This is a genomic window from Alcaligenes faecalis (assembly GCF_002443155.1).
GTDB classification, from domain to species: Bacteria; Pseudomonadota; Gammaproteobacteria; order Burkholderiales; family Burkholderiaceae_B; genus Alcaligenes; species Alcaligenes faecalis.
The window spans coordinates 2,789,158-2,801,457 of record NZ_CP023667.1 but is presented as its reverse complement, the minus strand read 5'-3'; the positions used below and the strand labels follow the sequence as shown (position 1 = coordinate 2,801,457).

Sequence of the window (12,300 nt, the reverse complement as noted above, 5' to 3'; positions counted from 1 at the left end):
AAATACAAAAGAGCCACACAGCTGTCTGTTATTGCAGGTAGGGCTGGTCCAGGTCGCATTCTTGAAACCAGTGAGTAATGGCTTCTAATTGATCTGCACAGTTTTCGATACGATTAATCTGATCCAGCCAGTGTCGGGAGTCCGGCATATCCGACAGATACCAGCCTATGTGCTTGCGGGCAGTACGTACTCCAGTGTGCTGCCCGTAGAAAGCGTAGTGGTCTTGCAGGTGTTCGATCATGCAATCGCGCAGCTCGCCAAAGGTGGGGGCTGCACGATGTTCGCCATGTTCGAGGTAATGCAGGATTTCCCGGAAAATCCAGGGACGTCCTTGCGCGGCTCGACCGATCATGACGGCATCCGCTCCGGTGTACTCTAGTACGAATTTTGCCTTTTCGGGACTATCGATATCCCCATTGGCGATGACCGGAATAGAGAGGCTGTTTTTGACTTCGCGTATGGTGTCGTATTCGGCGTGGCCCTGGTAGAAGTCGCAGCGTGTGCGGCCATGCAGGGTCAAAGCGGCGATGCCGATATCCTCGGCCAAGCGGGCAATACGAACAGCATTGCGCGATTGCGCATCCCAGCCGGTGCGGGTCTTGAGTGTAACCGGAACCTGGTAGGGAGTACATGCCTTGACAACGTGTTCAAGGATTTCAATGATGCGTGGCTCGTCACGCAAGAGCGCGGAACCCGAGGCCACGTTACACACTTTTTTGGCCGGGCAACCCATATTGATATCGATGATGCGAGCGCCTTTGCTGATATTGAACACGGCTGCTTCGGCCATCATTTCAGGGTCGGAACCGGCAATCTGTACAGCAACCGGATCAGCCTCACCCTCGTGATTCAGACGTCGGGATGTTTTTACGCTGTCCCACAAGCGCTTGTTGCTGGCGGCCATTTCCGAGACAGCATAACCGGCGCCCAGCGTCTTGCACAGACGACGATAAGGTCTGTCTGTGACTCCAGCCATGGGGGCAATGAAAATGGGGTTAGGAAGGGTCCAGGGGCCGATACGCATGGGGAAGATTTTAACCCTGCGGCACGGCTTCGTGGGCAAGGACTTACAAGAAGAAAAGGGCAGGCCCCGCATCGGGACCTGCATGACAGAGGGGCCTAGGCGCGCATCCCTTGCAGCAATTGCCGTGCAAAGGGCTGACGAGCGAACGGCAGGGTGTCCATGGCCAACAGCCCCAGACCACACGCATGTTGTATCAACGGATTCTTGGTCGCAAACAGACGCGGCAAGGTGTCGGTGATGGCGGCGGTCAACCAGCGATCGGGGCGACGCAGACGGGCATAACGCGCCAAAAAGGGATCGGGGTTCTGGCTGCAATCGGCTTGCCAGGCGGCCAGACACTGTGACAATTGTGCGACATCACGCAGGCCCAGGTTCAGGCCCTGACCGGCCACCGGGTGCAAGGTCTGGGCGGCATTGCCGACTGCCAGCAGGCGCTCGGACAAGCGGCTGGGGCCGGCATGAAAGGCGAGGGGAAAGATGTGACGCTTGGAGACCAGCTCCAGATGTCCCAGGCGCTCTCCAAAGGCTTGCAACATGGCGGCCTGAAACGCCTCGACCGGCAGTTCGGATAGAGATTGGCTGCGTTCAGGGCTGTTGCACCAGACGATGGCATACAGGTCGGGTGCATCAGGGTGGGGCAGTGCGGCAAAGGGGCCGTGTTCGGTAAAGCGCTCGTAGGCCCAGCCGGTTTGAGGCTGGCTGGCGCGCACCGTCGTCAACAAGGCGTGTTGACCGTAATCGCGTCGCACGCCGCTTGGACGGACGCCATCACATTGCACGGCAATCAAGGCTGTGGCCTGACCCGCATCGTGGTCGACCAGAATCTGTTTGGGGGCGGAGTGAGTACGGGCCTCCTGAGCGGACAGCAGCGTGACGCCGCTGTCCCGGAGCCGGGCATGCAGGGCCCAGAGCAAATCATCGTAATGAACCACGGCGCCAAGGTCAGGTACACCCAGTTCGTCGGCTTGAATCAGACAACGGCCCAGGCGTCCTTTTTGGGAAACATGCACGGTGCGCATCAGGGCGGCGCGCTCGGGCCAGGCTTTGAGCTGATTCAGAATCAGGCGACGGCTGCCGTGATTCAGGGCCAGGGTGCGTGGATCGCCCTGGGCATGTTCGGTACTGGCCAGATTGAAGTTTTTCCCCAGAACGGCAATGCGTGACGGGCTTGGGTGCTGGGCAGCCAGCATTAGCGCCAAAGATGCGCCTACGGGACCGGCGCCACAAATGGCGATGTCGTAGTCGGTGGCATTCATGGGGGACCTCATGACGGCAAGGAAGTAATTCAGGTATTGTACGGGAAGGTGGCTGTCAAATTGGCTTTAAGCAAATGACAGCTGTGCGCAATGGCTGGCAGCACAAGCCCGGATTGGATGCCCTGCATGTCTCAGCAGACTTTGTCATTTGAACAGACCAAACCTTTTCGCCATAAAGTCACCGCTGCGTGGCTGTCTCTTCTATTAGGTGTGGTGGGCGCACAGCACCGCTATCTGGGCAGACGTTTTTGGTATGTCCCTTTGATGTTTACCAGCCTGGCCATTCTGGGAACGCTGGTGTTTCAGCAGGGGCTGGATTCGTTATTCCCCAATTTGCTGATCTTGCCGGTCAGTGCCGGGATTATCGAGGCCGTGATTCTGGCGCTGCGTAGCCCCGAAAAATTTGACGCGCTCTACAACCCCCAAAGCGAGCAACACAATCAGCATGGCTGGCCCAGCGTCCTGACAGCGGTGGTCTCGACGGTTGCCTTTGCCAATATCAGCCTGTTCTGGCTGGTACACATCATCATGGCCTTTTATCGCTATATGGGCTGGCTGGATCTGTCTGTGTATTAAACACATCAAGTGCCTTGTAAAGTAAAGGTTTTTCACAGGCCTGCCCTTGTGGCGAGGCCTTGCGCACGTTACAATACGGGTTCTTTAGTTTTATAGGAGCTGTGTGGTGAATCCCGACCCCGGCGACAGTGCTAGTCGATCTATGTTCGACCTATCTATGTCCAGGCGCGTTCAGGCCCGCTGATTCCTTCACAGCTTGCCGCGTCCTGGAAATTTCAGGGCGTGGTGTCTCAGGCGGCTGTTCTGCTGCCTTAAATTCCCCGCCATTTCATTCTCTGGAAAGCCCTTGGCTTTCTGAATCCTGATGTGTTGCAACTTTAATGTGCAATAGGGGGAATGTATGCGTATTTTCGATCTCTTTTTGCGCCGTGCCGGCATCCAGGCTTCTGCCCTGCGTGCTCGTGCCCCTTTGTCCGTCTCCCGTTTGACGGTTGTCTGCCCTCGTGGCGATCTGGCCCAGATCCGGCGTCGTATTTACTCGGACCTGAATACGGCAGGTATCCGCGTGGCCAATGTGCAGGTAGACCATTCCGATACGCACGATACCGCGTGTGTGACCTTGACCTGCCCGCCTGAACTGCGCGCAGAGCTGATGCAGCGTGCACGGCTGATTCGGGATTATCCCGGTGTGCTGAATGTGAAGTGGGCAGGACGGGAGCGTATTGCTATAAACTAAACCGCAACTGGATTTGCGGATGGCGCTGCTATGTCCTTGCTCGACTGGCTGACACCTTGGGAGTTTTCTCCTGTTCTGCTTTTGACCTTTTTGCTGGTCATTGCTTTGTACGTCCGGGGGCGGCAAGTACACCGCCCCAATCTTTTGCGCCAGTCCTTCTTCTGGATTGGCCTGATTCTCCTCTATCTTTCCTTGCACACGCGTCTGGACTATTACGCCGAGCGCATGTTCTTCATCCATCGGGCCCAGCATTTGATCTTGCATCATCTGGGCCCCTTGTTCCTGATGGGAGCCTACCCTGGCCAGACCCTGCGCGCCGGCCTGCCTTTAAGCTGGCGTCGTGCTCTGGCTCAATGGCTGCGTAGACCCAGTGGCCGACGCGTTCAGGCTATCCTGACCAACCCGATACTGGTCGCCTTTCTGTTTGTTTTCCTGGTCCTGATCTGGATGCTGCCCACGGTGCAGTTTTACTCCATGCTGGACTGGCGTCTGTACCGTTTGATGAACTGGTCTGTGGTTATCAGCGGGATCATGTACTGGAACCTGATTCTGGATCGTCGGCCTTCGCCACCGGCCCGGCTGTCGGTGGGGGGGCGTATACTTTCGCCGGTTATCACCATGGTGCCGCAAATGGTTGTGGGTGCCATCATCACCTTTACCGAATACGACCTGTATCCGATTTTCGATTTATGTGGTCGTGCCATTCCGGGCATGGATGCGCTGGCTGATCAGGTCATGGGGGGGCTGATCATGTGGGTGCTGGCCGGTCTGGTGGAAGTGTTTGGCCTTTTGTATGCCTTGGGCACCTTGATGCGCCTGTCAGCGCGTCACCGTTTGCCAGAATCTCGCAAGCGGGCAAGCGCTATGATGGTCAGGGCCAATTGATTTTGTCGGGAGTATCCATGCAGTTTAAACCCGCCCGTTCCGCGCTTTCTTTATGTCTGGCATTGTCGCTGGCGTTCAGTTCGGTGTTGCCTGTGCAGGCGCAGCCTATGGGCATTCCTTCCATGGGAGCGGCCTCGGGCGCCGAGTTGTCGCCGGCTTTGGAAAGGACGCTGGGCAACGCCATCATGGAGCAGGGCAGGCGCTCGCCCGAATATGTGTCGGACCCGGATATCAATCAGTATCTGACGGATATGGGCCGCAAACTGGCCCAGTACGGCCCCGCCATGGCGCAGCCCGTGACGGTATTTGCCTTGCGCGATAGCAGCATCAACGCCTTCGCCTTGCCCGGTGGTTATATCGGTATTCATAGCGGCCTGTTTACGGCTTCGCAGTCCGAGTCTGAACTGGCCTCAGTTCTGGCGCACGAAATTGCCCACGTAGCGCAACGTCACGTTGCTCGCGGTATTACTCAAAGTGCACAAAGCAACCATTTGCTGATTGCCGCCCTGGCCGGTGCCTTGTTGGGCGCCTTGGCGGGCAGCGGTGATCTGGCGATGGGGGCGGCTGCTTTCGGACAGGCGGCGGCGGTGGACCGTCAACTGGGCTTTTCGCGTCAGGCTGAGCAGGAAGCTGACCGGGTCGGCTTCGAAATGCTGCTCAAGGCAGGCTACGAACCTCAAGGTATGGTGCAGATGTTTCAACGTCTGGCCGCGGCTTCGCGCCTGAATGAACGTGCGACAGCCAATGAGTACGCCAGCACTCACCCCATGTCCCAGCAGCGTGAATCGGACATCAGCAACCGGGTGCGTGGTCTGCCAGCCAGCAATTATCAGGATACGCCCTCGTTCTGGTATATCCGTGCGAAGTTGATGGTGATGCAGGCTGGGGGCGGGCAGTCCTTGCGTGTTCTGGAGCAGGCGCTGCAAAGCTCGAATCAGTCGCAAAGCGATCTGGAGCGTTCGGCGGCACAGTATGGCCTGGCCTATATTGCGCAAGGCCGCCAGGATTACGAGCAGGCCCGCGCGCATCTGGCCCAGGCGCGGGCGCAAGGCAAGTTTCAGGCTCCTGAACTGGATACCCTGGATATACGCATTGCGATTGCCGATCGTGATGTACAAGGCGCCCTGAACTTGGCCAAGCAGGCCTGGCAGCGTTGGCCCAAGAGCCAAGGGGTTGCCCTGGCATATGTGCAGGTCCTGCAGCAATTGGGGCAGAACGATCAGGCCCAGGCTTTCTTGATGGATCGCATCAAGCAATGGCCTGATGAACCCCAACTGCATCAGCTGCTGGCACAAACGTACGACCGTTTGGGTGATGGGGTGAAAGCCCGACGTGCCATGGCTCAATATTATGAATTAGTTGGGGCCTTGCCTACGGCGGTGGAGCAATTGCAGCAGGCGCGCAATCTGACTCAGGACTTCTATCAGCAGTCCGAGCTGGATACGCAGATTCGCCAATTGCGCGAGCGCGTTGAAAGTGAGCGTGTCTTGCTGGAGCGTTTCCGCTCCTGATGAGCCCGCAGGCCCGCTTTAACCAGTCTTAGCTATTGGTTTCGAAGAAGCGGGCCAGCCGTGCGGGTAACCAACCCATATTGCCGGGGATGCTGCCCGTGATGAAACCGACGTGCCCACCTTCGGCAGGTTGGTGCAGCAAAATGGAGTCCGAGCAATCCTGAATCGTCGGCAAGCTGGCATGTGGCACGAAAGGGTCGTTACGGGCATTCAAAACCAGCGTGGGGATTTTGATATTGCGCAGCAAAGGTTTGCTGGACGCACGCGTCCAATAATCCAGCGCATGGCTGAAACCATGCATGGGCGCGGTATAAATATCGTCGAAGTCGCGTATGGTGCGGGCCTGGTTCAAGCGGGCCGTATCGACCATGCCGGGAAAGCGGTGGGCCTTGTCCTGCAGCTTGCTGCGCATGCTTTTCAGAAAATAGGGCGAGTAGAACCAACGACCCATTCGGGATTCGGACAGGTAGCGGCCGCAAGCGACCAGATCCAGGGGTACCGAAATGGAGGCACATGCCTGCACCCAGGAAACCTCATCACCCGCTTCACCCAAATACTTGAGCATGGCATTGCCGCCCAGCGAGGTGCCGGCCACGTGCCAGCGTACATTGGGCAGATGGCCGCGAACAGTATTCAGGATAAAGCTGATTTCCTCCGAGTCGCCCGAGTAATAGGCGCGCGCCATGCGATTCGGAAAACCCGAGCAACCGCGGAAATGAGCGACCACCACAATCCAGCCGCGGGCGCGAAAGTATTGCGCAATGGCCTGGATGTAATGGCTTCGGCTGCTGCCTTCCAAGCCATGAAACAGAACCAGGGCATGCGTATCGGCCGTGCTGGGCAGGCTGTCCCAATCCTGGGGCTGCATCCAGCGGCGGGCGGCGGTACGGGATAGATGGGCGTCGGGCTGGGCGGTGGCACCGTTGGCCAGCTTGTCTGCAAACAAGCCTGGTCCGGTCCAGTCCAGATCCAGGAAGTCGCCATCGGGCGTATCAATCCTTTGGCGGACAAAGGCGATATGGTGATGGCGGGCAAAAAATGCCCCGTGGATAGTTTGGAGGTGTCCGCCAGGCAGCCAGGCGGGCAGAGGGCAGGCGCTGGAATCCAGACGGGCAACCACGTCGGTGTGACGCCAGGGTTGCGCGTCTGCGCCGGGCACAGGGCCCGGCTCTATCGCATTGCCAGAGGGGGGAGCAGTAGGGTCCAACGAAGCCAAATTCAGAAATTAATGACCGTGAACCTTTTCGCCTTCTTTCAGGCGGTAGCGGGCGCCACAGTAAGGACAAGCGGCTTCGCCGGTTTTGCTGATATCGATATACACGCGGGGGTGCATGTTCCACAGCGAGCCACCTGGACGGGGGCAATGCACGGGCAGATCGTCGGCTCCGACCATGATCAGTTCGTGATCTGCTTTTTTAGGTTCGATAGCGGCGCTCATAGGATTCCTGATAAACAATGAGAGGGGTAAGAATACCGTGCACGCAACGGCGATGCCGACCTTTACGTGCGTAGACTAGGGATTGTAGCAAGACCCGGCCTGTTTTTTCTTGACCTTATTAAGAGAGCAAGATGTTCGGGGCCGTCTTTTGCTTCTAGAATAAGCAAAATCATAAGCAAAGCTGCCATCGCTGTTTCCAGCTTGCGGGCAGCACATCTCAGGAGACGGCGTGTCAGCCATCACAAGATTATCGGCCTTGCTGCCCAGTGCACAGGATCGTGTGCACATGCGCGCCGGTTTTATCGACTTTATTCCCGCCTTGATTGCCACTGTGGTCTGGGGTTTTGTGACGGGCGTGGCGATGGTCAAGTCTGGCTTGAGCGGGTTTGAAGCCACCTTGATGACCTTGTTTGTGTATGCCGGCTCGGCCCAGCTGACGGCGTTGCCGCTGATCGAATCTCACGCGCCCTTGTGGCTGATTTTCACCGCCGGTTTCATTGTCAATATTCGCTTCATTATTTTTGGAGCGGCCCTGCAGCCCTTTTTTCGTCATTTGAGCTGGAAAAAACGCTTGGGCCTGGGCTATATCACCAGTGACATGGTGTTTGTGCTGTTCATGTCCAAGTATGGTGACGCCAAGGAACGCGGCTCTCGCGAGCATCTCTGGTATTACCTGGGCATCATCCTGCCCGGCTGGTTGAGCTGGCAGATCGCTTCTCTGTCGGGCATTGTGCTCAGTGCCTATGTGCCGCCTTCCTGGTCGCTGGAGTTTGCCGCCATTCTGGCCTTGCTGGCGCTCTTGATTCCCCTGGTCAACAACCGTGCCATGTGGGCCTGTTTGATTACGGCCAGCGTGATTGCGTGGGTCGGACAGGCGCTGCCCCTGCGTTTGGGACTGGTGGCAGCGGTGCTTGGCGGAGTGCTGGCCGGCGTGGCGGCAGAACAACTGCAACGGCATAGGGATGCACGGTGATGAGCGATTGGCAGTATGATTGGTACGTTTTGGGTGCAATCGCCCTGTTGGTGTTGTGCAGCTTGCTCACCCGCTCAGGCTATTTCATGTTTGGTGATTTGCTGCCCCTGACCGAACGTATGCGGCGCGCCTTGCGCTTTGCTCCGGTAGCTGCTCTGGCAGCAATCATTATCCCGGAACTTTTGCCTTGGGCTTACGGCGACACCCCCCGATTGGATATCAAAGCTCTGGCCAGCCTGGTGGCTGTGCTGGTGTTCATCCGTACCCGTAACGCTGTTTGGGTAATCGTGGCCGGGATGGTGGCGTTCTGGCTGATACGTGCCGTGATGCCATAAAATCCTGACGCGAGTACTTACACGCCCGTGACTGCTGTTGAGGCAGGCGGGCATAAGTTAAAATAGGATTGTTACAAATGCTTGCCACTCGTGGCAAGCCGACTTTTTGCGTACATGACAGATAAAACTCCTTCGACTCCCAATGACCTTACGTTTGCTGATTTCGGTCTGCACCCTGGAATATTAAGCGCCGTTACCGAGGCGGGATATTCCAAGCCTACGCCTATTCAGGCCGAGGCGATTCCTGTGGTGCTGGCCGGCCGTGATGTCATGGGAGCAGCCCAGACGGGTACAGGTAAGACGGCAGCCTTTTCCTTGCCTATCCTGAATCGTCTGATGGCACACGCCACGACCAGCGCCTCGCCCGCCCGTCACCCGGTGCGGGCTTTGGTGTTGACGCCAACGCGCGAACTGGCCGACCAGGTGGCTGAGAGCATTGCGCTCTACAGCAAATCGGTCCCGCTGCGTTCGACCGTCGTGTTCGGTGGTGTGGATATTGGTCCGCAAAAAGAGGCCCTGCGTCGCGGTGTTGAAATTGTCATCGCCACGCCAGGCCGTCTGCTGGATCACATTGATCAGCGCACGATCAACTTGAGCCAGGTCAGCATTCTGGTGCTGGACGAAGCGGACCGCATGCTGGATATGGGCTTCTTGCCCGATCTGGACCGTATTGTTTCCTTGCTGCCCAAGAGTCGCCAGGGTCTGTTGTTCTCGGCAACGTTCAGCAAGGAAATTCGCAAACTGGCCCGCAACTTCCTGAATGACCCGGTCGAGATCGAAGTGGCTGCCCGCAACGCCACCGCATCGACGGTGACCCAGGTTGTGTACCCCATGTCAGCTGACGAGAAGCGTCGTGCTGTCGCGCATCTGATCAAGACCAAGAAGCTGACCCAGACTATCGTCTTTTCCAATACCAAGATTGGTGCCGGTCAACTGGCACGCTATCTGGAGCGTGAAGGCATCAAGGCGGAATCCATCCACGGCAATAAAAGCCAGCTGGAGCGTATGAAAGTACTGGACGCCTTCAAGAGCGGTACTGTGGATGTTCTGGTCGCTACCGATGTGGCCGCCCGTGGTCTGGACGTGGCCGGTATGCCTTGCGTGATCAACGTGGACCTGCCGTACAACGCTGAAGACTATGTGCACCGTATTGGTCGTACCGGTCGTGCCGGTGCCTCGGGTGAAGCCATTGCCTTGATGGCTCCTGATGAAGAACACTTGCTGCAGGAAATTGAAAAGCTGATTGGTACGGCGGTGCCACGCTTGAAGCTGGATCTGCCATCCGCAGCTTCGTCTTCCCGTTCTGGCTCCAACCGCCACGAGCGTGGTGAGCGTCGTTCGTATCAGCCGAACACACCACCTGTGGACGAGTTTTTCCTGAAGCCTTACGAGCCATCCACCGCTGCGGCTCCCAAACCTGCGGTGACGACTCCTTCCAGCACCACGCGCAAGCGTTCGGTGGGTGTCCTGTTAGGCGGCGGCCGCTACTAAGGCGCGCAAATCCCCTGGCCCGGTATCAAGTACCGGGCTGCGTTCTGAGATGCTGTGCACCAGACGCTCCAGATGTTCGATATGAGGCAGCATGGGACCGTAAAAAACGGTCCCATTTTCGTTCTGGATCAATAAGGTGGGGAAGTCCTCGATATCTTCATCGCCCAGCAGCTCGGGCTGCTCTTCAATATCAATCCAGATCAGGCAGGCCTGAGGGAACTGTGTGGCCAGAGCCTCAAAGGCAGGCTGATATTGCTGACAGGTTTTGCACCATTCGGCGCAAAAGCAGGCAATCAGCATAGCGTCGGGCTCGGCTTGCAAATGGGCCGCCAGAGCGGGCAGATCGTGTTGGGCGTTGAACAAGGCCATAATTTCATACAGACAAAAAGAAGCGACTGTGTCTATGATACTCGGGTAATTGATTTTGCTTCGCAGGAGCTGTATGTCCGTATCTTCGTCTGCCCCCTCGCGATCGGGCCCTGCTGGTGGATGGGCCAGTATTTCCATCGCCTTCAAGCGCTCTTTGGTGTCGCAATTTCAGCCGCGCATGCTGGTGGCCTTGGTCATGCCTTTCCTGATCATGTTTGTGGGCCTGATTCTGCTGAGCTGGCTGCTTTGGACACCTATCCAGAACTGGTTGCTGGAGGTGCTGGGCGGCTGGAATGCTTTTGAGTCCGTGGACCAATGGCTGGTGGGTCTGGGCCTGTTCTCGTTGAAAGTGTATCTGGCCCCCTTGCTGGCCTTGGGCATCCTGTTGCCCCTGGCGGGTGTGCTGGGTCTGATTATTGCTGCCGTGCTGGTCATGCCTTTGGTTCTGGGGCATTTGCAGCAGAAAGACTATCCCGATGTGATCAAGCAAGGCCACAATGCGACAGCGTATAGCGTCTGGAATGCCGTGTGGGTGGGGACCTTGTTTGTGGTGGGCTGGCTGGTCACCCTGCCTTTATGGATTTTTCCTCCTTTTGCCCTGATTCTTCCCGTGTTGTGGTGGGTCTTTGCCCTGACACGCATGTTGCGGGTGGACTCCCTGGTCGAGCATGCCAATGTGCAGGAGCGCAAGTATCTGTGGTCCCGCTTGAATAGCCAGTATTGGCTGATCGGCCTGATCTTTGCCCTGTTGAACCTGATTCCACCGGCCTGGCTGGTCTTGCCTGTATTCTCGGCCCTGGTATTTGCCCACTTCTCTTTGGAAAACCTCCGTCGCCTGCGTCAGCAAGAGGCAGCCGCGGCTTCTACTGCGCTTATTGACCATGACAACTAAGGATCAAGCCATTATTCGTCTGATTATCATTGGCGACGAAATCCTGTCGGGGCGTCGTTACGATAAACACTTTTCAAAACTGATCGAGCTGTTAGGGGCCAGAGGCTTGCAACTGGGGGGCGCACAGATTATCCCCGACGACCTGGACACGATTGCCGCTACCTTGGAGCGCAGTTTTGCAACGTCGGATATTGTGTTTTGCTGTGGCGGGATTGGCGCCACGCCGGATGACCAAACCCGTCAGGCGGCAGCCAAGGCTTTGGGCGTGGAACTGAAGCTGCATCCCGAGGCTGCGGCCTTGATTACTGAACGCTGTGCTGAAAATGAGCGTAACGGCGTGGGCAGTGCTGATATGTCCTTGCCCGAGAACCAGCAGCGCTTGCAGATGGGGATGTTCCCGGAGGGTGCAGAAATTGTGCCCAACAGCTACAACAAGATTCCCGGTTTCTTCATTCGCAATCACACGTTCATGCCAGGTTTTCCCGTGATGGCCTGGCCCATGATGGAGTGGACACTGGATACGCGTTACCAGGCACTGCACCATCTGGCTCATCGGGTGGAGCATTCCTTCCTGGCGTTCAACTTGCCAGAGTCGCGCATTACGCCAGCGATGGAACATGTAGAGCTGAACTGGCCGGGCGTGAAAGCGTTTAGCTTGCCCAGTGTGGGAGAGTCGGGCGGACAGCCGCATATTGATCTGGGTGTAAAAGGGGAGCCGGAACCGGCCGCGGAAGCATTGGCTTATTTGCGCCAGCAAGTGCTGGACTTGGGCGGGAGCTTGAGCCCTGCGCTAAAATAGCGCTTGCCAAGCGCGCGGCCATTTCATATTATGGAATTTGTTGCGTTGCATCATAATTCTCCTAATAATGACAAC

The 12,300-nt window shown here is 57.2% G+C and carries 14 protein-coding genes; 9 read left to right on the top strand and 5 right to left on the bottom strand.

Annotated features, from left to right (window positions below; genetic code table 11):
- Nucleotides 1-28 precede the first annotated feature (28 nt).
- Entirely contained in the window at nt 29-1,024 is a 996-nt protein-coding gene (gene dusB, locus CPY64_RS13140; protein WP_021446962.1) for a tRNA dihydrouridine synthase DusB, read from the bottom strand.
- Between the two features lie 95 nt (nt 1,025-1,119).
- Nucleotides 1,120-2,280, bottom strand: coding sequence for an FAD-dependent monooxygenase (locus CPY64_RS13135; RefSeq protein ID WP_042486971.1), 1,161 nt, complete (start codon nt 2,278-2,280; stop codon nt 1,120-1,122).
- Between the two features lie 126 nt (nt 2,281-2,406).
- Here CPY64_RS13135 and CPY64_RS13130 point away from each other — a divergent pair, with 126 nt between their 5' ends.
- The 4 genes from CPY64_RS13130 (at nt 2,407) to CPY64_RS13115 (ending at nt 5,928) form a co-directional block, all read left to right on the top strand.
- A complete protein-coding gene (locus tag CPY64_RS13130) occupies nt 2,407-2,856 on the top strand; it encodes a hypothetical protein (RefSeq protein WP_226791379.1) in 450 nt (149 codons plus the stop codon).
- Between the two features lie 340 nt (nt 2,857-3,196).
- Nucleotides 3,197-3,532: a hypothetical protein gene (locus CPY64_RS13125; RefSeq protein ID WP_003803097.1), complete on the top strand. Its 336-nt coding sequence runs from the start codon at nt 3,197-3,199 to the stop codon at nt 3,530-3,532.
- 30 nt (nt 3,533-3,562) lie between these two features.
- A complete protein-coding gene (locus tag CPY64_RS13120; RefSeq protein ID WP_042486978.1) occupies nt 3,563-4,417 on the top strand; it encodes a cytochrome c oxidase assembly protein in 855 nt (284 codons plus the stop codon).
- A 17-nt stretch (nt 4,418-4,434) separates the two neighbouring features.
- Entirely contained in the window at nt 4,435-5,928 is a 1,494-nt protein-coding gene (locus tag CPY64_RS13115; protein WP_042486981.1) for a M48 family metalloprotease, read from the top strand.
- Nucleotides 5,929-5,956: 28 nt separating this feature from the next.
- On the opposite strand, the gene CPY64_RS13110 is transcribed toward CPY64_RS13115, so the two are convergent.
- On the bottom strand, nt 5,957-7,087 hold the full coding sequence (locus CPY64_RS13110) for a YheT family hydrolase (RefSeq protein ID WP_086046127.1): 1,131 nt from the start codon (nt 7,085-7,087) through the stop codon (nt 5,957-5,959).
- Between the two features lie 66 nt (nt 7,088-7,153).
- Nucleotides 7,154-7,366 (bottom strand): zinc-finger domain-containing protein, encoded by a 213-nt coding sequence (locus CPY64_RS13105; RefSeq protein WP_026484742.1) that lies wholly within the window; start codon nt 7,364-7,366, stop codon nt 7,154-7,156.
- A 286-nt stretch (nt 7,367-7,652) separates the two neighbouring features.
- Here CPY64_RS13105 and CPY64_RS13100 point away from each other — a divergent pair, with 286 nt between their 5' ends.
- The 3 genes from CPY64_RS13100 to CPY64_RS13090 all read left to right on the top strand — a co-directional run bounded on the left by CPY64_RS13100 (nt 7,653) and on the right by CPY64_RS13090 (nt 10,165).
- Nucleotides 7,653-8,339, top strand: coding sequence for an AzlC family ABC transporter permease (locus tag CPY64_RS13100; RefSeq protein WP_042487085.1), 687 nt, complete (start codon nt 7,653-7,655; stop codon nt 8,337-8,339).
- Nucleotides 8,339-8,674 carry an AzlD domain-containing protein gene (locus CPY64_RS13095; protein ID WP_009460095.1) on the top strand — a complete coding sequence of 112 codons (336 nt, stop codon included), beginning with the start codon at nt 8,339-8,341 and terminating at the stop codon, nt 8,672-8,674. Before CPY64_RS13100 ends, CPY64_RS13095 begins: the two co-directional genes overlap by 1 nt.
- Before the next feature lie 114 nt (nt 8,675-8,788).
- Entirely contained in the window at nt 8,789-10,165 is a 1,377-nt protein-coding gene (locus CPY64_RS13090; RefSeq protein ID WP_080723808.1) for a DEAD/DEAH box helicase, read from the top strand.
- Here the strand turns inward: CPY64_RS13090 and CPY64_RS13085 are convergent.
- Nucleotides 10,145-10,534, bottom strand: coding sequence for a thioredoxin family protein (locus CPY64_RS13085; RefSeq protein WP_042486987.1), 390 nt, complete (start codon nt 10,532-10,534; stop codon nt 10,145-10,147). The two genes, CPY64_RS13090 and CPY64_RS13085, sit on opposite strands and share 21 nt — an antisense overlap.
- A 73-nt stretch (nt 10,535-10,607) precedes the next feature.
- On the opposite strand from CPY64_RS13085, the gene CPY64_RS13080 reads away from it, so the two are divergent.
- Together CPY64_RS13080 and CPY64_RS13075 are read left to right on the top strand one after the other, a co-directional pair.
- Entirely contained in the window at nt 10,608-11,426 is an 819-nt protein-coding gene (locus tag CPY64_RS13080; RefSeq protein WP_042486990.1) for an EI24 domain-containing protein, read from the top strand.
- Complete coding sequence (locus tag CPY64_RS13075) at nt 11,416-12,225, top strand: competence/damage-inducible protein A (protein ID WP_042486992.1); 810 nt, start codon at nt 11,416-11,418, stop codon at nt 12,223-12,225. The genes CPY64_RS13080 and CPY64_RS13075 overlap by 11 nt, the downstream gene beginning before the upstream one ends.
- Nucleotides 12,226-12,300 lie beyond the last annotated feature (75 nt).